The sequence below is a fragment of the Magnetospirillum sp. genome, from assembly GCA_027532905.1.
GTDB lineage: Bacteria > Pseudomonadota > Alphaproteobacteria > CACIAM-22H2 > CACIAM-22H2 > Tagaea.
The window spans coordinates 611,805-630,499 of sequence record JAPZUA010000001.1; the positions used below are offsets into that span (position 1 = coordinate 611,805).

The window sequence follows — 18,695 nt, forward strand, 5'->3', positions numbered from 1 at the left end:
TCGAACTACTCTACTACGTTACGCCTTTCGCACGGTTTTTCATTTGACCTGGCGCAAAAGTGCCGCGGCCAAGGTGCGTTCGGGCGGTCCACCGGCATCGATCGTTTCCCAGTCGCCCGCATCGGCACCCAAGCCAGACTGGAAGCGCACAACCGCTTCGTCGGCGTCCGAAGCGTCGCCCGCCCGCGCACCCACGCGCGCCAAGCGGATCGGCTCGGGACAGTCAAGCCACAGGCCGATGAACCTGCCCGGCGGGGCAAGGGCGGCCACGGCCGCGCGCCCGGCCGCATCGGCATAGACCGCATCGACGATGACCGAATGCCCGGCGCCAAGTGCGGCCTGCGCGCGCTTATGCAGGCTCGCATAGACCGCCGCACTTGCCTCTTTTGTGTAAGCCGATGGTGGCAGCTTCATTTCGGGTGCGAGCCCTGCAAGGCGCTTGCGCTCGACGTCGCTGCGCAGCACGAGTGCGCCCGGTGCGGCGCCGACCGACGGGGCCAGGGCGGCGGCAAGCGCACTCTTGCCCGTGCCCGACAAACCTCCCACGGCAATGAGGCGGGCGGGCGGCGGCGATAGAAAGCGGGCGGCCATGTCGAAGCAGCTTTGCGCTTCCTCCATCGCGCCTGCCATCGCACGCGTCTTGGCCTTGACGGCGGCGCGCAAGCTCAAGAACAGCGGCAGCAAGGCGAGCCCCGCCTCGTCCGGTCGGCGCTGCAAATAGCGGGACAAAGTCTGGCTCGCAAAATCGCTGCGGCCGACTCGCAGCCAATCGACGAGCAGGAACGCCACGTCGTAGAGCGTGTCGATGCACGATATGCGGTCGTCGAACTCGATCGCATCGAAGGGCACGGGCTTGCCGCCGAGCGTAGTGATGTTGCGCAAATGCAGATCGCCATGGCAGCGCCGCACATGGAAGTCGGCGGCGCGTGCGGCGATCAGCTGCGCGTGTGCGGCGATCTGTGCGGCCGTCTTCACGTCGAGCGCGACACAGGCAGTGCCGTCGAAAAAGCGCACGAGATCGACCGCGTTGCCGGCCCGCGTCCAGTCGAGATCGGCAACGCTGCCATGCGCTGGCGTCGTCTCGGCGGCCGCATGAAACGCCGCAATCGCGTCGGCAAGATCGCGCACGTCGTCGGCTGCGATGCTGCCTGCGGCAGCACGCGCATCCCACAACGCATCGTCTGGGAAGCGGCGCATCACGACGACCCAGTCGACGATCTCGCCGTCGCCGTCGAACGTCAGCCGGTCGCCGACTCGGCGGACGGCGCGGATGTCGAGATAGAGCGCGGCCGCCGTGCGCCGGTTCACGGCAAGCTCGGCCGCGCACGCGGCATGGCGCTGTTCGAGCGTCGAGAAATCCACGAATGGCAGCGTGACCGCGCGTTTGAGCTTGTAGGCGAATTCGCCCGCCAGAAACACGGCCGACAGATGCGTGTCGATGCGTTCGACCGCAAGGGAAGGCTGGCCGTAGCTGGCGGGATCGGCAAGAAAGGCCAGCGTGGCGGCCTGGTCGTCCATCACGCGGCCGTCGGGCGATGCCGTTCGACGATGTTGTCGGGATCCATGTGCGCGATCACGTCGGCCCCCGGAAAGGCCGCTTCGATCGCCGCTTCGACCGTATCAGCGGCTGCGTGCGCGCGCAGCAGGCTGAGGCTGCCGTCCATCTCGAGATGGATCTGCACATGGATGCTCGAACCGTTGGCGCGCGTGCGCAGCTCGTGCGCGTCTTTGACGTCCGGGACCGCGCGCGCGATGGCGAGGATGCGATCGCGCGTGGCCTCGGGCAGTTCGCGGTCCATGAGATGATCGAGCGACTGCGCCCCGATCGTCCACGCCCCGCGCAGGATGAAAGCGCCGATGGCAAGGCCGCACAAAGGATCGATGAGGTCGATGCCGAACCACATCGACGCGAGCAGCGACAGGCCCACGCCCCCGTTCAGCAGAAAATCCGACATGTAGTGCATGCGATCGGCCCCGATGGCGACCGAGCCCGTGCGCGCCACCACGTGGCGCTGGTACTGCACGAGCGCGAAGGTCAACGCCATCGAGAGGGCCGTCACGGCAAGGCCGATCTCGCCCTGTTCGATCGCGACCGGCGCCCATAGCCGATGCAGCGCTTCGGAAAACAGCAGCAAAGCCGAGCCCGCAATGAAGGCCGACTGCACGAGGCCTGCGACGGCCTCGGCCTTGCCGTGGCCGAAGCGATGTTCTTCGTCGGCCGGCACGAGCGCCTGGCGCACGGCCACGAGATTGACGAGCGAGGCCGCGGCATCGAGCAGCGAATCGAGCAGGCTCGACAGGATCGACACCGAATCGGTCACGATCCAGGCCGCAAGCTTGCCGCCGATCAGCACGCACGCCACCGCGACCGACGCGTAGGTCGCATGGCGCATCAAGCGACCGCGCGCCTCCGGGGATAGCGGGGCGGCGCTTTCGCTCACGGGAACAGCCGCTCGGTTGCCCAAGCGCCGTCGGAAGCCGGGCGGTAGACGATACGCTCGTGCAGGCGGAAGGCGCGGTCGGCCCAGAATTCGATGGTCTGCGGCGAAATACGGAAGCCCGACCAATGCGGCGGGCGCGGCACTTTGCCGAGCCCGAATTTGACGCCGAATTCGGCGACACGCCGCTCGAGCTCGAAGCGGCCGGCCAGCGGGCGCGACTGGGTGGAGGCCCAGGCGCCGATCTGGCTGCCGCGCGCGCGGCTGGCGAAATATTCGTCCGCCTCGGCGTCGGACACGGGCGCCACCGTGCCCTGCACGCGCACTTGGCGGCGCAGGCTCTTCCAATGGAACAGCAGCGCCGCCTTGGGATGGGCGGCAAGCTCGGTGCCCTTGCGGCTCTCGAGATTGGTGTAGAACACGAAGCCGCTGCGGTCGTAGCCCTTCATCAGCACCATGCGCAGCGACGGCATGCCGTCCGGCCCCACGCTCGCCAGCGCCATGGCATTGGGATCATTGGGCTCGCTCTTTTCGGCTTCGGCGAACCATTCGGCAAAGCGGCGATAGGGATCGACGCTGGCGTCGAGTTCGGGGGCGGGGGCATCGGGGCTGGAATTTTCGAGCATAGCTCCTAAATAGTCCGAGATGCGCAGCCGGTCTATGGGCGGAATAGCCGCCATGAGCCGTGCGTTTAGCTGTGGACCGGCTTTGCCGGCAAAGACCCAAAGGGGATAAACATGCGCGCTCTCAAGATTTTCACGGTTGCAGCCTTGGCTTTGGCGTTGGCGGCCTGCCAGGACGGCGGCAACAAACAGACGATCGGTACGGTTTTGGGCGGTGTGGGCGGTGCGGTCGCGGGTTCGCAGTTCGGCGGCGGGCGCGGCCAGCTCGTCGGTACGGCCATCGGCACGCTGGTTGGTGCCTTTTTGGGCAACGAAATCGGCAAATCGCTCGACAAAGCCGACCAAACAGCCGCCCAGCGCGCAACCCAAACGGCGTCCAGCGCCCCGATCGGCCAGAAAATCACTTGGTCGAACCCCGATTCAGGCAATTCCGGCGCGGTTACGCCGACGCGCGAAGGCCGCGATGCCTCGGGTGCGCAGTGCCGCGAGTACCACACCACCGTAAATGTCGGCGGCAAGCAGGAAGAAGCCTACGGCACGGCCTGCCGCCAGGCCGACGGAACCTGGAAATTCGTCAACTAAAGCAGGCAATTGCGGCGAATCCCCGAGCCGATCCGCAATCGGCGGGGGTTCGTCGTTGAACAAGCACCCGGTTCGTGTAGGATGCGCGCTTCTTTCGCGCGTGCACATAACGGACTTGGTGAAATGAATCAATCGCATGGCCTCATGGCCGGCAAACGCGGCCTGATCATGGGGGTTGCCAACGATCGTTCGATCGCGTGGGGAATCGCCAAGGCCGTTGCGTCACACGGCGCCCAACTCGCTTTCACGTACCAGGGCGAAGCGCTCGAAAAGCGCGTTCGCCCGCTTGCCGAACAGCTCGGGGCCGCGCGCCTGCTCGAAGCGGACGTCACAAACGCGGCCTCGCTCGACGCGGCATTCGCAAGCCTCGCGGCCGATTGGGGCACGCTCGATTTCGTCGTGCACGCGATCGCCTATTCGGACAAAGAGCAGCTCAAAGGCCATTACGTCGATACGACGCGCGAGAATTTCCTCAATTCGATGGACATCTCGTGCTTCTCCTTCACGGATGTGGCGCGGCGCGCTCTGCCCTTGATGCCGAACGGCGGCTCGCTGCTGACGCTCACCTATATCGGTGCCGAGCGCGTGACGCCGCACTACAACGTGATGGGTGTCGCCAAGGCGGCCCTTGAAGCGTCGGTGCGCTATTTGGCAGCCGATCTCGGCCCCCGCAATGTGCGCGTCAACGCGATTTCCGCCGGCCCCATCAAGACGCTGGCGGCCTCCGGGATTGGCGATTTCCGCTACATTCTCAAATGGAACGAGCTCAACGCGCCGATGCGCCGCACCGTCACGATCGACGAGGTCGGCAATTCGGGCGTGTATCTGCTCTCCGACCTCGGTGCCGGTGTGACGGGCGAAACGCTGCACGTCGACAACGGCTACCATGTGGTCGGCATGATGGCGACGGAGTCGGCCGGCGAAATCGCCGAGCTCCTGTCCAGCTTCAAGAACAAGGGCGGATGAGCGCCAACGCGTTCGGAACGCTCTTCCGCTTCTCCACTTGGGGGGAGAGCCACGGACCGGCCATCGGCGCTGTCGTGGACGGCGTGCCGCCGCGTCTGCCGCTCAGCGCGGCCGACATCCAAAGCTATCTCGATCTGCGCAAGCCCGGCACGTCGCGCTTCGTGACCCAACGCCGCGAGCCCGACCAGGTCGAAATCCTGTCGGGCGTGTTCGAGGGGCTCACGACCGGCACGCCGATTTCGCTGCTGATCCGCAACGAGGACCAGCGCTCCAAAGACTATTCCGAGATCGCCGAGACCTTCCGCCCCGGCCATGCCGACTACACTTACTGGGCCAAATACGGCATTCGCGACTATCGCGGCGGCGGGCGTTCGTCGGCGCGCGAAACCGCAAGCCGTGTCGCCGCAGGGGCCATCGCGCGGCTGATCTTGGGCAAGCAGATCGTGCTGCGCGGTGCGGTCGTGCAGATCGGCTCGCACAAGATCGACCGCCGCAATTGGGACTGGGCGCAGACCACACAGAACCCGTTCTGGTGCCCCGATGCCGCCGCCGCCCAAGCCTGGGAAGGTGTGCTCGACGCCACGCGCAAATCGGGCTCGTCGATCGGCGCCGTAATCGAGATCGTGGCCGAAGGGGTGCCGCCGGGCTGGGGAGCACCCCTCTACGGCAAGCTCGACAGCGATCTTGCTGCAGCCCTCATGGGCATCAACGCGGTGAAGGGTGTCGAGATCGGCGACGGGTTTGCCGCCGCCGAATTGTCGGGCGAGGAAAACGCCGACGAAATGCGCGCGGGCAACGACGGCCCGATCTTCCTGTCGAACCATGCCGGCGGCATTTTGGGCGGCATTTCCACGGGCCAGGCGATCGTGGCTCGTTTTGCCGTGAAGCCCACAAGCTCGATCCTGTCGGCCCGCCGCACGATCACGACCAAGGGCCTCGACACGGAAATCTCGACCAAAGGCCGCCACGATCCGTGCGTGGGCTTGCGCGCCGTTCCCGTGGGCGAGGCGATGGTTGCGTGCGTGCTTGCCGACCACAAGCTGCGCCATCGCGGCCAAGTCGGGCCGTGACTTCGAGCGACGAAAGGCGTGCCGCCGCCGCCGCATTGACCAACGCGGCGCTGGGCAAAACCAAATTGCCGCTGCTGGTCGTGCGCCGCTCGCGCCGCCATGCCGGCTTCGGCCTGCTTATGGGCTCGCTGATTTTCGGCTTCGCGGTCGCCGTCGTGTGGTCGGCGGTCGAAAGCGGCGACGCGATCGGCGGGCCGCTGCTGCTGCTCGCCGTCGCAGCCTGGTACGGCGTGCAGACCGGCAAGATCTTCCGCGACGACAGCCCCAAACTCGTGATCGAGCGCGCGGGCCTTGCCATGCCGGGCGTCGCCCCCCATCCGATCCCATGGGCGCACATCGGCGAAATCCGCATCGCGACCGGCTTTCGCGCGCTCGGCGGCGGGCGCATCGATATCGGGCTCGACGTCGAAGCATTCGCGAGCCTCACGCTCGGCCAGCGCTGGATGGGCGATCCCATCGTCAAGCGCGCGGGCCTGTCGCCCGTCGTGTCGGTGCTGGCCGCAAGCCTCGACACGGACGCACGCAAGATCCTCGACGCCATGCGCCATTACTGGCCGCCCGAGGACAGCAACTGATGGAACGGCTGCAGGCCGCCTTCGGGCTGTTTGCCCTGCTCGCAATCGCGGCCGCTTTGTCCGAAAATCGCCGCGCCATCGATTGGCGCCGCGCGGGCCTTGCCTTCGCCGCGAGCATCGCCGCCGCCTTGCTGTTTTTGAAGGTGCCGTTTGCGGCCCAAGCGTTGGGCCTGCTCAATGTGCCGGTGCAAGCCGTGGCCGACGCCACTCGCGCGGGCACTTCTTTTGTGTTCGGCTATTTGGGCGGCGGGCCGTTGCCGTTCGCCGAAGCTTCGCCGGGCGGGGCGTTTGTGCTCGCCCTGCAGGCCTTGCCGCTCGTGCTTGTCGTCTCGGCACTCACCACGCTTTTGTTCCATTGGGGCGTCTTGCCGAAGATCGTGCGCGCTCTTTCGTTCGTGCTCGAGCGCAGCCTCGGCGTGGGCGGAGCCGTAGGCCTTTCGACCGCCGCCAACGTGTTCGTCGGCATGGTCGAAGCGCCCTTGTTCATCCGCCCGTATCTCGCCCGCCTCACGCGCGGCGAATTGTTCGTCGTGATGGTGGGCGGCATGGCCTCGATCGCGGGCACGGTGATGGTGCTCTACGCAACCATCGTCGGCCGCGTGGTGCCCGACGCGTTCGGTCATATTCTGGTGGCTTCGCTGCTCTCCGCACCCGTCACGATTCTGATTGGCCGCATCATGGTGCCCGATGCCGCCGCCACGCGCACGGCGGCAACGCTCGACGCAGGCGAGCCGATCGCCGTCAGCGCGATGGACGCGATCGCCAAGGGCACGTCCGCCGGTCTCGAATTGCTGCTGAACATCGTTGCGATGCTGATCGTGCTGATCGCGCTCGTGGCACTCGCCAATTCCGCCCTCGGGCTGCTGCCCGAGATCTTCGGCGCCAAGCTCACGCTCGAGCGCGCGTTGGGCTGGGTCATGGCGCCGATCTGCTGGCTCATGGGCATTTCCTGGGCCGAAGCCGCAACGGCCGGCGCGCTCATGGGCGTGAAAACCGTGCTCAACGAGTTCGTGGCCTATGTGCAGCTTGCCAACACGCCCGCCGAAGCGTTATCGGACCGCGCGCGCCTGATCCTCGTCTACGCGCTGTGCGGCTTCGCCAATTTCGGCTCGCTCGGCATCATGATCGGCGGCCTTACGACGATCGCCCCGCAGCGTCGCGCCGAGATCGTGGCCCTCGGCATGAAATCGCTGGTCGCGGGCACGCTCGCAACCTGCTTCATGGGTGCGCTCGTGGGCGCGCTTTACTGAATCTTCCGCGCCGCCACCAGAAACTCGCGATTGCCTTCGGGGCCGAGGATCGGGCTCGGCTCAATGCCCAGCACCGCGAAGCCGAGTGTGGGCAGCCACGCGGCGATGCGCGCGCACACTTCGTCGTGCAACGCCGCATCGCGCACGACGCCGCCCTTGCCCACGCGCGCGGGACCCACTTCGAATTGCGGCTTTATCAATGCGACGACGCTGCCGCCGATCTTGAGCAATGCCAACGCGGCAGGCAGCACGGTTTCAAGCCCGATGAAACTTGCGTCGCACACAACCATGTCGACTTGCTCGGGGATTTCGGCCGCACTCAAGCGCCGCGCATTGGTCTTCTCGAGCACCACGACGCGCGGGTCCGTGCGCAGCTTCCACGCCAACTGCCCCTGCCCGACATCGACCGCATAGACGCGCAACGCCCCGTTCGTGAGCAGCACGTCGGTGAAGCCGCCGGTCGACGCCCCCACGTCGATCGCGACGGTGCCCTTGGGATCGAGCGCAAAGTGGGCAAGCGCATGCGCAAGCTTGACGCCGCCGCGACTGACCCACGGATGCGGCTGCCCGCGTACTTCGATGGCGAGGTCTTCAGCCGTCGGCGTGCCGGGTTTGTCGAGCCGCTTTTCTCCGGAGAAGACGAGGCCTGCTAGCACCAGCGCTTGCGCCTTCGCCCGGCTCTCGGCAAGGCCGCGATCGACGAGGATTTGGTCGAGCCGCTTTTTGCTCACGCGCGGGCGGCGCTGCTCGTACCGGCACCGAGCGCTTCAATCGCGGCCTTGGCGATCGCGGCGGCGTCGAGCCCGGCTTCGGCGTATTGGCGATCCTGCGTGTCGTGGTCGATCAGGCGGTCGGGCAGCACCAGTGTGCGGATTTTGAGGCCGCGATCGAGAATGCCGGCCGACGCAAAGCCGTGCAGGATCGCCGCACCGAAGCCGCCCATCGAACCTTCTTCGACCGTGAGCAGCACCTCGTGTTCGCGCGCAAGGCGCAAAGCGAGATCGAGATCGAGCGGCTTCAGGAAACGCATGTCGGCAAGCGTGGCGCCGAGGCCGCGCGCGGCCAGAATGTCGGCGGCCTTGGCGCATTCGGCGAGACGTGCACCGAGATTGAGAATGGCGATCTTTCCGCCTTCGCGCACGATGCGGCCCTTGCCGATCGCGAGCACGCGGCCGCGTTCGGGCACGGCAACGCCCGTGCCCTCGCCGCGCGGGAAGCGGAAGGCCGACGGGCCGGCATCGTAGGCCGCCGACGTCGCCACCATGTCGGCGAGTTCGGCTTCGTCGGACGGCGCCATCACCACCATGTCGGGCAGGCAGCCGAGATAGGCAAGATCGTAGGCCCCGGCATGCGTGGCCCCGTCCGCACCCACAAGGCCCGCACGGTCGATCGCGAAGCGCACGGGGAGTTTCTGCAGCATCACATCGTGCACGAGCTGGTCGTAGGCGCGCTGCAGGAAGGTGGAATAGATCGCCACGAACGGCTTCAGCCCGTCCGCCGCCATGCCGGCCGCGAACGTGACCGCATGCTGCTCGGCGATGCCGACGTCGAAGCAGCGTTTGGGAAAGCGCTTGGCGAACAGGTCGAGCCCCGTGCCGGTCGGCATCGCGGCCGTGACGGCGACGATGCGCGGATCGGCAGCGGCTTCCGCGATCAATGCTTCGGCGAATACTTTGGTGTAGCTGGGAGCCGCCGGCTTCGACGCCTTCGGGCTCGCCTTAAGCGCGCCTGCGTCGCCCACCACGAGGTCGAAACTGCCGACGGCGTGATAGCGGTCGGCCGCATCGGCCGGGAACGGATGGCCGCGGCCCTTCTGCGTGACCACGTGAATGAGCACGGGCCGTTCGTCAGCCGCGTCGCGCACATTGCGCAACACCGGCAGCAGATGTTCGAGATTGTGGCCGTCGATGGGGCCCACATAATAGAAGCCGAGCTGCTCGAACAACGTGCCGCCGCCCGCCCCGAAACCGCCCGAGACGAGGCCGCGCGCCAGCTCGTCCGCGCGCTCGACCGCATGGTAGAGCGGGCGCGGCAGATGGCTTGCCATCTCGCGCGCGAGGCTGCGCAGATTGAGGAACGGCTTCGACGAGATCAGTTTCGAGAGATAGGCACTCATCGCCCCCGTGGGCGGGGCGATCGACATGTCGTTGTCGTTGAGGATCACGATCAGGCGCTGGCGCATCGCACCGGCGTTGTTCATCGCCTCGTAGGCCATGCCGGCCGACATCGCCCCGTCGCCGATCACAGCGATCGCGTGGCGACGCGGCGCATCCGCCCCCGCATTCGTTTCAGGGGCCAACATGTCGCGCGCCACGGCCATGCCGAGCGCTGCCGAAATCGACGTCGACGAGTGTGCCGCACCGAAAGGATCGAATTCGCTTTCGCTGCGTTTGGTGAAGCCCGACAAGCCGCCGCCCTGGCGCAGCGTGCGAATGCGGTCGCGTCGGCCCGTGAGGATCTTGTGCGGATAGGCTTGGTGGCCCACATCCCAGATCAGCCGGTCGTGCGGCGTTTCGAACACATGGTGCAAGGCAACGGTGAGTTCGACCACGCCTAGGCCCGCGCCCAGATGCCCGCCCGTACCCGACACGGCCGCGATCGTCTCGCGGCGCAGCTCGTCGGCAACATGGCGCAGATCGTCGGCCGACATGCGGCGCAATTCGGCCAGATCGCCCGCGCGGTCGAGGAAAGGGGTCGCCCCCGAATTATGGCCGACGGAAGAGGTCATCGCGCCGCTCAGTTCTGCCGCCGCACGACCCAGCGTGCGAGGGCGCGCAACGCATCGGCCTTGGCGTCGAACATGTCGAGATGGCTTGCGGCTTGGTCGGCCAGCAGCAGCGCTTGCGCGCGCGCGCGCTCGATGCCGAGGATCGACACGAACGTGGCCTTGCCGAGCGCTTGGTCCTTGCCGGTGGCTTTGCCGGCCGCATCGGCCGAGCCTTCGGCGTCGATGAGATCGTCCGCGATCTGGAAGGCGAGCCCGAGATCGTGCGCGTAGGCCACCAACGTGTGGCGCATATGGGCGGGCGCTTTGCCGAGGATCGCCCCCGACTGGGCGGCAAAGCCGATCAAAGCACCGGTCTTCAGGCGTTGCAGGCGCGTGATCGCACCGATGTCGAGCGTCTGGCCTTCGGCCGACAGATCCATCTGCTGGCCGCCGCACATGCCCTCGGCACCCGCCGCGAGCGCCAAGGCGAGCACGAGGTCGGACCGCACGCCCGCATCGCCGTGCGTGAGCGGATGGGCCAGCACTTCGAAGGCGCGCGTGAGCAACGCGTCGCCCGCAAGGATCGCGGTCGCCTCGTCGTAGGCTTTGTGCACGGTCGGTCGGCCGCGGCGCAGATCGTCGTCGTCCATGGCCGGCAAATCGTCGTGCACGAGGCTGTAGCAATGCACGAACTCGATGGCGCAGGCCACGCGCAGCGCGCACGCTTCGTCGACGCCGAAGAGCTTGGCGGTTTCCATCACCAGGAACGGCCGCACGCGCTTGCCCCCGCCCAGGCACGCATAGCGCATGGCCTCGTGCAGATCGGCCTCGAAGCCTTCGCCCTTGGGCAGCAGGGCCTCGAGGGCGCGTTCGATGCGCTGGGCGGTGTCGGCCAGAAGCTGTTCGACGGCAAGCGAAGTGGGCATGGGTGCTGGCATGAGGCTGCGGGCCGACCGTCAGGCGGCGTCGAACGGTGCGGCCGTCGCCCGGCCCGCCGCGATCTGGATGCTTTCGATGCGCGCACTCGCCTGGGCGAGTTTGGCTTCGCAATGGCTCTTGAGGGCGGCCCCACGCGCGTAGGCGGCGACCGATTCGTCGAGCTTGCCCTTGCCCTGCTCGAGCGCCCGCACGATGTCTTCGAGCTCTTTCAAAGCCTCTTCGAACGACATTTTGGCGATGTCGGCGGGGACCGGTTCGGGCGCTTGGCTGGCGGCATTTTTCATGGCGCCGTTTATAGGCGGGAGGCCGCCCGGAGGCAAGGCGGGGGGTGGGGGCGGAGGCCATGGCCGGTCGCGAGCGCTCGAACCGTCGCTCGACCTTCGCGACTACAGGCGTATGAATTTCTGAAAAACACGCCTTTCCCGTATAATTTTTATTGCGTCGATTGCATCGTCCAAAAGAAGCTCGTGCAAACGTCCGTAAAAAAACCACAAAAACAGGAGCCCCGCATGCCGACCCGTTTTCTTAAGTTCGCGCCGTGTCTCCTGATTCCGGTTGCGCTGTCAACGGCGGGGTGCGTTACGACGGACAAGATCTATTACACCCAAAAACCGCCAGCGAAGAGACTTCAGTCAACAGTTGAGGTCGAGAGCATTAGAGAATACGCCAAGGGGCTAAAGGGCCACTATAGCGAACAGATCAATTCCGCGATGACAGAGCAGCGTTGGATCGATATCCCGCTGATCGGGTTGGCCGCTGGGACGCTGGCGTCGGTCGTCTACAAGGGATCGACAGATCTGACGATCGGGCTTGGACTCGCGACCGGGGCGGTTGGTGCATATCGGGTCTATGTTTCGCCGCAGACGCGGATTCAAGCTAACCTGAAAGGGTTAACTTCAACTGAGTGTGCAATCCAAAATTTTGAGAAACTTGTCGAACTGCTTCCTACAAAAGAAGAAGCTATCCGAGACAAAGTATCAACTCCAGGTAACGCAGTTGGCAATACTGGCGCCGCGACTGCAGTCACTGGCGCGACAACTGCAAATATCGGAGCCGCACCGGCTACCGGCGGTGCACCGGCAAGCCCTGTTGCCGCCCCTCCAAATCAAGATAACGCGAATGCCACGAAAAAAATCGTAGCTGGTATCGCAGCAGACGTCCTTAAAGACGACAAGCAACAAGTGTCTAACATTGTCGATATATCCGAAAACAAAGAGCTAGTCGCTATGTCAATACCTACCGGCATCACGCCCAGTGTTGCAGCGGCTTTCTCTGTTGCGCAGACCGCTTTGCAAGAAGCCTTCGCTTCCGCCAAAAATGCCCAGCGTATAGCATCAGACGCGTCCGACGCCGTGATTCGCGCACCCGATACTGCTGATAGCGTTTTCTCTGCGATCCAAAGCAAAATCCTCCAAATCATAGTAACAGGCACCCAAGATTTAGCTGCCGCTCGTGCAGAGTTGCTAGCGGGCGCCGTCGCGGCGGCACAATTGTCCTCAAATCGAGACGCGATTCGCAGCGGTACGTTAAATCTGCCTCAAGCGTCACCAGATACGGGACAGTCAAGGACAATCGCGGCGCAGAGGAGCGGAGACTCTGCACCTGACCAAGCGACACTAGACGCAAACGCACTTCAAGTGGCGCAAAAAATGGCGCGTTTATCAAATCAACTCTCGGACGCTTCGCGTAATCTCGCAGATCGTTCCACTCGCGCTCTCACAATTAACGAAACCTTCAAGGCGTGTCCGGTCTAAGAGTAACGTCGGAGAATAGACAATTTTAAAGACGATGAGAGGATTTCCATGAATAAAAAATTGAAAAAATTTCTGCACTTAGGACTCTTCGTTGGGACGCTGCTAATGAGTTCGATAATTGATCCCTTCGCATCACCCACTTTTGGCCAGGAGGTAGTAGGGTCGCCAACGTATGTCGTCGAGCGTGTAAACAACTTTCAAATCATTTTTCGGCAACTTGGGAATTTGGAGAATTCACAATATGCAACACCGCTAAACCAGGATTTAGTAAATTATCTCAATCGTATTGGCCGACGATTTTCAAACGGAAGTATTGTTGTCTCCGGTTCATTCAATGAAATCTTAAATCTCTGGACGATTTCCAACAGGAATGCCGGTGCAGCACGAGTTGTTGGACCCGGGTCCATAGCCGCTCCAGAGGAGCACATCCCTTGGCAAGTTGCGCTAATTGACAAGAAGAACTTCAGATCCAATCTGGATTCTCAAAGATGTGGAGGATCTATCCTTGCTCCCACCTGGGTTGTCACCGCTGCACATTGCTTCAATGGCATTAGAAGAGCCGATTTCGAGGAATCGACATTTGTCGGCTACGGGACAGCAGATTTAGAGAAAGGCAACGTTCAAAAAGTCGAGATCGAGAAGGTATTTCTTTCGGAAAGATTCGAACACGCCCCCCCGGGAGCGACAGGATCGAGTCAATCTTACCGAAATGACATTGCGCTACTTAAACTTAAAAAACCAATCATGCTGAACCAAACTGCAAAGCCAATAAGATACTTACCTGCAAGCGAAGCTGTCCGTCTTGTTCGCGACGGAATGCAGCTTCAAGTATCAGGCTGGGGACATGTCGTACCCGCCAAGCCCGGCCAAGAACCAAGAATTAGAGCACAAATTGTACGCAGTCCAAATTTACTTTTTACATCTGTCGATGCGATCACGACCGAAAGGTGTAGATCGATGCCTTTCGTTGGAGCTCACGCAAGCGATCACTTTGTTTGCGCGCTCGGCTCCGACGGCGGTGATGCATGCACAAACGATTCGGGGGGTCCGCTCGTTTCTTTTCAACATCCGAGTCGTGAACCGGCACTTGTCGGAATTGTGAGTTTTGGGTTCGGATGTGGGCAACGAGGCATTCCAGGAATGTACACCAACGTTGCGCTGCATTTCGATTGGATCAGCCGCATAATTAGCCAAGCTGGCCAATGAATCCCGAGCTTCCCTACCCCAACCGATTGATCCCGTCGAAGGCCGCCGTTTTGTAGCATTCGGCGAGCGTCGGATAGTTGAAGACGGTGCGCACGAAATAGTCGACCGTGCCGTCGAAGGCCATCACGGCTTGGCCGATATGGATGAGTTCGGAAGCACCCTCGCCAATGATGTGCACGCCCAAGAGCTTGCGCGTGTCGACGTGGAACAGGAGCTTCAGCATGCCGATCTTGTCGCCGATAATGGCGCCGCGCGCGATTTCCTGGTAGCGCGCTTTGCCGATCTCGTAGGGCACGCCCTCTTGCGTGAGCTCTTCTTCGGTTTTGCCGCAGGTCGAGATTTCCGGGATCGTGTAGATGCCGTAGGGGAACAGCTCGGGCACCGATTTGGTCGCGACACCAAACGCGTGGCACGCGGCAAGACGGCCCTGCTCCATCGAGGTCGAGGCAAGGGCCGGAAAGCCGATCACGTCGCCGGCCGCGAAAATGTTCGGCACGGACGTGCGGTAGTGTTCGTCCACCGTCACGCGGCCGCGACTGTCGGCTGCGAGGCCGGCGGCCGGCAGGTCGAGCGCGTGCGTGGCCCCCGTGCGGCCGATCGAATAGAGCGCTTTTTCGGTGAGGATGGTTTTGCCCGAGCGCAGCTTCACGCGCACGCGCAGGCCGTGCTCTTCGTCCTCGACCGTGTCGATGCCTTCGACCTCTTCGCCCAAGCGCAAGGTCACGCGGTTCTTGCGCATCTGGTACACGAGGATGTCGGTGATTTCGTGGTCCACGAAATCGAGCAGGCGCTCGCGCTTGTCCACGACCGTCACGCGCACGCCGAGCGTTGAAAACATCGTCGCGTATTCGAGGCCGATGACGCCCGCCCCGATCACGCACAGCGATTTGGGCAGCTTCGCGAGGCCCAGAATGTCGTCGCTGATGATGATGTTCTGGCCGTCGAACGGGATCGAATTCGAGCGCGTGGCAGCCGTGCCCGTCGCGATCACGACGTAGCGCGCGCGCACTTCGCGCCGCCCCCGCCCGTCGAGCCCGGTCAGCACGATCGTTTCGGGGCCCGCGAACTTGGCGTCCGCGACGATGAGCTCGACGCCATTGCGCTGCATCTGGTGGCGCACCACGTCGAGCTCGGCCTGGATCACGGCCGACGCACGGTAGAGCAGATCCTCCATCGTGATGTTCTGTTTGACCTGGTAGGAAGCGCCGTAGACGTTGCGCTCGCGGTAGCCAGACAGATGCATCACCGCTTCGCGCAAGGTCTTGGACGGGATCGTGCCGGTATTGATGCACGCCCCCCCGACCACGGCCTTGTGCTCGATCACAGCCACGCGCTTGCCGAGTTTGGCCCCCTGGATGGCGGCTCTTTGGCCTGCGGGCCCCGAGCCCATCACCAGCAGGTCGTAGTCGTAATTGCCGTTTTCCGTCGTACCCATCTTCGCCTCGTATCGGTTAGCCCTGCAGCAGCGTTTCGGCCAGCAGCAGAATGTCGGATTCCATCTGGTCTTTGACCGAGCGGTAGAGATCGCGGATCGACACGATCGCCACGATGCGCGTGTCCTCGATCACCGGCAGATGGCGGAAGCCTTTGGCCGCCATGATGTCGAGCGCTTGCTGCACGGTCGCGTCGGGCGCAATCGTGATCGGATCGGGCGTCATCACGTCGGCGAGCGTTGTCGTCGCGGGATCGAGCTCTTTGGCGAGCACGCGCGTGAGGGCATCGCGCTCGCTGAAAATACCCACGAGCTTTTCGCCCTCGACCACCATCAAAGCGCCGATGCGCAAATACGCCATCATGCGCGCGGCCTCGACGATCGTGGCGCCGGGTTCGAGTGTGGCCAGGCTCTGTTCGGAGACGGCGTGCGGGACGACGGTGCGTTCGGTCTGGATCATCAGAAAAATAGCTTCTCGAGATCGACCGACGAGTCCGTGCCGATCACGTCGAAGTTGGCGGCAAGCCACTGGTCGGCGCGTTCGCGGCCGAGCTTGCGCAAGGTGCACAGGAAATCCCAGTCGAGATTGTATTTGGACGACACGCCGAACGCGGCCATTTCTTCCTCGGCCTGGACCATGTGGAAGAAGATGCGCCGGAGCCCCGACCGCCCGGTGAGGCGATGGCGCTCGAGCAGGCGCGTGACGAAGGCGATCGTGCGCATCTCGCGCATCATCGTGGCGTTGAAGCTGATCGAGTTCATGCGGTCGGCGATGCCGCGCGCGGTCGTCGGCAGCTCTTCGATGCGGATCGGATTGATCTCGACGAGCAACACATCGGTCGCGCGGCAATTGTAGATCAGCGGAAACATCGCCGGATTGCCCATGAAGCCGCCGTCCCAGTAGTGCTCGCCCTCGACCTCGACCGCCTGGAAGAGATGCGGCAGGCACGCCGAGGCGAGCAGCACGTCGGCCGAAAGCTCGTGGTTGCGGAACACGCGGATTTTGCCGGTGCGCACGTTGGTCGTCGAGATGAACAGCTTGACGCCGTCGGCCCCGCGCACCTTTTCGAAATCGATGAGCTTGGTCAGCGCCTCGCGCAGCGGGTTGGTGCCCTGCGGATTGAGCTGGTAGGGCGACATGGTGCGCGTGAGCAGATCGAAGCCCTGGTAGAAGGGCGAAAAATCGAGATTGGCCGGGTTGCCGAACATGCGGTCGAACAGCGAGGGCTGGAAGATCGAATAGCGCCCGCTCTCGGCGACCTGTTCCCAGAAACGCTCGAGCAAAGCTTGGGCGGCCGGTGCGCCGCCTTCGGCCATACCGGCCACCACGACGGCCGCATTCATGGCCCCCGCCGACGTGCCGGAAATGCCCTCGATCACGATCCGGTCGTCTTCCAGCAGACGGTCGAGCACGCCCCAGGTAAACGCCCCGTGCGAGCCCCCGCCTTGCAGCGCCAACGTCAGATTTTTCCGCCCCTCGGACATCGTCCCTACCTTCCCTGCCGGTACTCTAGCAGAGAACGCGCCCAGGGCTAGATAAGGAGTTGAAATGTAACGATTACGTCGCCAAGACCGGAGCCGGAACGCCGTCCAGAGCGGCATGGATGGCGGCCACGAGGGCGGATTGGGCCGCTGCCTCGCGGCTGCGCGGGGCTGGCAGGTCGATGCGATGCACGCCCGCAATGCGCGCGGGCGAACCGGCCAGCACCACCACGCGGTCGGCGAGATAGACCGCCTCTTCCACATCGTGCGTCACGAAAATTACGGTCTTGCCGGTCGCGGTTGCGACGTCGCGCAGTTCGTCTTGCAACGTGCGACGCGTGAGTGCGTCGAGGGCGCCGAACGGCTCGTCCATCAGCAGCAAGGCTGGTTCGACCGCCAAAGCGCGCGCCAACGCCACACGCTGGCGCTGGCCGCCCGAAAGCTGGTGCGGCCATTTCTCGGCATGGGCCGCGAGCCCGACGCGTTCGAGAGCGGCCAAAGCGCGGCGATGGCGCTCATGCTTCGCAAGGCCCAAACCTTCGAGCCCGAGTGCCACGTTGGCCGCAATGCGCCGCCAGGGCAGCAAGCGGCTGTCCTGGAACACGAGGCCGGGGGGGCGCAACGCCGCACGACTATCGACGTCGATTTCGAAGCGACCGGCACTGGGGGCCGCAAGTCCGGCCAAGATGCGCAGCAACGTCGACTTGCCGACGCCCGAGCGGCCGACGATCGCCACGAACTCGCCGCGCGCGACCTCGATATCGAAATTCTCGAAGATCACGCTGGGCGTTGAATTCGCGCGCGCCGGAAACGCGAGCCCGAGATTTTCGACGACGATGGCAGGATTGCTCATGGTTTCCACCGCAGCAAACGGTCGCGCAATTTGACGAAGCCCCAATCGATGGCGCCGTAGAGAGCCGCCATCGTCAGCATGTAGACGACGACGAGTTCGATCGCGAGCAGGCTCGAAGCCTGCATCATACGCTGGCCCAGGCCGGGCACCCCGAACAATTCGGCCGCCACCACGGCCATCCAGGCCTGGCCCAAGCCGGTGCGCAAGCCGCCGAGAATGGCAGGCGACGCGGCCGGCAAGATCACCTTGGTCAGGCGCCCGAAGAAACTGCCATGGCCGAACGCGTCGGCGACTTCGACCAAATCGCGGTCGACCGCTTGCACCGCACTCAGCGCCGCGAAGAAATTGATCCAAAACACGCCGACCGCGACGATGAATGTGGCGGCACCCGTGCTCACGCCGAACCAGATGATCGCAAACGGGACCCAAGCGAGCCCCGGGATCGGCCGCAGGATGCGCACGACATAGGCGAGTGCGGCATCCGCGCGCGCCGACGCACCTGCCGCCACGCCCAACACGATGCCGCCGATCGAGCCGATCGCCAGACCCATCGTGTAGTGGCCGAGGCTCGCGAATATCGCGCGCTGCCATTCCCCGCTCGTGAGCTCGCGCCAGAACGCCGATGGGATTGCGCTGGGTGGGGGCAGCAGCATGATCGGCACGAGGCCCAAGCGCGGCACGGCTTCCCAGACCCCAAGCAATAGCGCAAGGCCGAGAAGGCCCCACACAGGTGCCGGGAACGGCCACAGCCGATCGCGCACGCGCGCGGTTTGCACGGTCGGAGCCGGTGCTGCGAAATGGCCAGAAGCGTCGGGCAT

At 64.2% G+C, this 18,695-nt stretch carries 19 protein-coding genes; 7 read left to right on the plus strand and 12 right to left on the minus strand.

The features are described from left to right. Positions 1-39 precede the first annotated feature (39 nt). The 3 genes from O9320_02935 to pdxH are packed head-to-tail and all read right to left on the minus strand — an operon-like array spanning position 40 to position 3,064. On the minus strand, positions 40-1,518 hold the full coding sequence (locus O9320_02935) for an AAA family ATPase (protein ID MCZ8309780.1): 1,479 nt from the start codon (positions 1,516-1,518) through the stop codon (positions 40-42). After that, positions 1,518-2,441 (minus strand): cation diffusion facilitator family transporter, encoded by a 924-nt coding sequence (locus O9320_02940; protein MCZ8309781.1) that lies wholly within the window; start codon positions 2,439-2,441, stop codon positions 1,518-1,520. The genes O9320_02935 and O9320_02940 overlap by 1 nt, the downstream gene beginning before the upstream one ends. Further along, positions 2,438-3,064, minus strand: a complete 627-nt coding sequence (gene pdxH / locus O9320_02945) for a pyridoxamine 5'-phosphate oxidase (protein MCZ8309782.1) — start codon at positions 3,062-3,064, stop codon at positions 2,438-2,440. The genes O9320_02940 and pdxH overlap by 4 nt, the downstream gene beginning before the upstream one ends. A 111-nt stretch (positions 3,065-3,175) precedes the next feature. Here pdxH and O9320_02950 point away from each other — a divergent pair, with 111 nt between their 5' ends. From O9320_02950 to O9320_02970, 5 genes are all read left to right on the plus strand, one after another. Then, the gene (locus O9320_02950; GenBank protein MCZ8309783.1) at positions 3,176-3,643 is read left to right on the plus strand and encodes an RT0821/Lpp0805 family surface protein; all 468 of its coding nucleotides are present in this window, start codon (positions 3,176-3,178) and stop codon (positions 3,641-3,643) included. Between the two features lie 123 nt (positions 3,644-3,766). Beyond that, positions 3,767-4,609, plus strand: coding sequence for an enoyl-ACP reductase FabI (gene fabI / locus O9320_02955; protein MCZ8309784.1), 843 nt, complete (start codon positions 3,767-3,769; stop codon positions 4,607-4,609). Then, the gene (aroC, locus tag O9320_02960; GenBank protein MCZ8309785.1) at positions 4,606-5,679 is read left to right on the plus strand and encodes a chorismate synthase; all 1,074 of its coding nucleotides are present in this window, start codon (positions 4,606-4,608) and stop codon (positions 5,677-5,679) included. The genes fabI and aroC overlap by 4 nt, the downstream gene beginning before the upstream one ends. After that, complete coding sequence (locus O9320_02965; GenBank protein MCZ8309786.1) at positions 5,676-6,254, plus strand: hypothetical protein; 579 nt, start codon at positions 5,676-5,678, stop codon at positions 6,252-6,254. The genes aroC and O9320_02965 overlap by 4 nt, the downstream gene beginning before the upstream one ends. After that, entirely contained in the window at positions 6,254-7,504 is a 1,251-nt protein-coding gene (locus O9320_02970) for a nucleoside:proton symporter (GenBank protein MCZ8309787.1), read from the plus strand. The genes O9320_02965 and O9320_02970 overlap by 1 nt, the downstream gene beginning before the upstream one ends. On the opposite strand, the gene O9320_02975 is transcribed toward O9320_02970, so the two are convergent. From O9320_02975 to O9320_02990, 4 genes are read right to left on the minus strand one after another with little or no spacing between them, the layout of a single operon-like run. Next, entirely contained in the window at positions 7,498-8,235 is a 738-nt protein-coding gene (locus O9320_02975; GenBank protein MCZ8309788.1) for a TlyA family RNA methyltransferase, read from the minus strand. The genes O9320_02970 and O9320_02975 overlap by 7 nt on opposite strands. Continuing rightward, positions 8,232-10,232 carry a 1-deoxy-D-xylulose-5-phosphate synthase gene (dxs, locus tag O9320_02980; GenBank protein MCZ8309789.1) on the minus strand — a complete coding sequence of 667 codons (2,001 nt, stop codon included), beginning with the start codon at positions 10,230-10,232 and terminating at the stop codon, positions 8,232-8,234. Before dxs ends, O9320_02975 begins: the two co-directional genes overlap by 4 nt. 8 nt (positions 10,233-10,240) lie before the next feature. Beyond that, the gene (locus tag O9320_02985) at positions 10,241-11,137 is read right to left on the minus strand and encodes a polyprenyl synthetase family protein (GenBank protein ID MCZ8309790.1); all 897 of its coding nucleotides are present in this window, start codon (positions 11,135-11,137) and stop codon (positions 10,241-10,243) included. Between the two features lie 30 nt (positions 11,138-11,167). Beyond that, complete coding sequence (locus O9320_02990; protein MCZ8309791.1) at positions 11,168-11,434, minus strand: exodeoxyribonuclease VII small subunit; 267 nt, start codon at positions 11,432-11,434, stop codon at positions 11,168-11,170. A 225-nt stretch (positions 11,435-11,659) separates the two neighbouring features. Between O9320_02990 and O9320_02995 the strand changes: the two genes are divergently transcribed. Both O9320_02995 and O9320_03000 read left to right on the plus strand, forming a co-directional pair. Beyond that, positions 11,660-12,904 (plus strand): hypothetical protein, encoded by a 1,245-nt coding sequence (locus O9320_02995; GenBank protein MCZ8309792.1) that lies wholly within the window; start codon positions 11,660-11,662, stop codon positions 12,902-12,904. 48 nt (positions 12,905-12,952) lie between these two features. Next, positions 12,953-14,110 carry a serine protease gene (locus O9320_03000; protein MCZ8309793.1) on the plus strand — a complete coding sequence of 386 codons (1,158 nt, stop codon included), beginning with the start codon at positions 12,953-12,955 and terminating at the stop codon, positions 14,108-14,110. Between the two features lie 13 nt (positions 14,111-14,123). Here the strand turns inward: O9320_03000 and sthA are convergent, their stop codons facing one another. The 5 genes from sthA to O9320_03025 all read right to left on the minus strand — a co-directional run bounded on the left by sthA (position 14,124) and on the right by O9320_03025 (position 18,695). After that, positions 14,124-15,545: a Si-specific NAD(P)(+) transhydrogenase gene (sthA, locus tag O9320_03005; protein MCZ8309794.1), complete on the minus strand. Its 1,422-nt coding sequence runs from the start codon at positions 15,543-15,545 to the stop codon at positions 14,124-14,126. A gap of 16 nt (positions 15,546-15,561) precedes the next feature. Beyond that, positions 15,562-16,002: a CBS domain-containing protein gene (locus O9320_03010; GenBank protein MCZ8309795.1), complete on the minus strand. Its 441-nt coding sequence runs from the start codon at positions 16,000-16,002 to the stop codon at positions 15,562-15,564. Further along, entirely contained in the window at positions 16,002-17,027 is a 1,026-nt protein-coding gene (locus tag O9320_03015; protein ID MCZ8309796.1) for a patatin-like phospholipase family protein, read from the minus strand. Before O9320_03015 ends, O9320_03010 begins: the two co-directional genes overlap by 1 nt. Positions 17,028-17,100: 73 nt before the next feature. Beyond that, positions 17,101-17,877 carry an ABC transporter ATP-binding protein gene (locus O9320_03020; GenBank protein MCZ8309797.1) on the minus strand — a complete coding sequence of 259 codons (777 nt, stop codon included), beginning with the start codon at positions 17,875-17,877 and terminating at the stop codon, positions 17,101-17,103. Beyond that, positions 17,874-18,695 carry an ABC transporter permease gene (locus O9320_03025; protein ID MCZ8309798.1) on the minus strand — a complete coding sequence of 274 codons (822 nt, stop codon included), beginning with the start codon at positions 18,693-18,695 and terminating at the stop codon, positions 17,874-17,876. The genes O9320_03020 and O9320_03025 overlap by 4 nt, the downstream gene beginning before the upstream one ends.